Source organism: Variovorax sp. 10L421 (assembly GCF_056395365.1).
The window spans coordinates 1-324 of the sequence record NZ_JBFTJJ010000090.1; the positions used below are offsets into that span (position 1 = coordinate 1).

Here is a 324-nt window from a genome sequence, read left to right on the forward strand (position 1 = left end):
GCGGAAGGCCAATTGGAGTACCTGGGCCGCATCGACCACCAGGTGAAGGTGCGGGGCTTCCGCATCGAGCTGGGGGAGATCGAGGCGCAGTTGCTGGCGCAGCCTGAGGTGAGGGAAGCGGTGGTCATCGCCAACGAAGGCCCGACGGGTACGCGGCTGGTGGGCTACGTGTCAGGGCAGGACATCGACACGGCACAGCTTCGGCAGAAGCTCGGCCAGGCGCTGCCCGACTACATGGTGCCCGCCGCGCTGGTGGTGCTCGACGCACTGCCGCTGAACGCCAACGGCAAGGTGGACCGCAAGGCCCTGCCGGCGCCGGAGTTC

General features: G+C 68.5%; 1 protein-coding gene. It reads left to right on the forward strand.

Translation table 11 applies throughout. The features are described 5' to 3' along the window. Positions 1–324, forward strand: a 324-nt coding sequence (locus AC1DFC_RS29860) for an AMP-binding enzyme (protein WP_478180600.1), incomplete at both ends; no start/stop codon positions are given.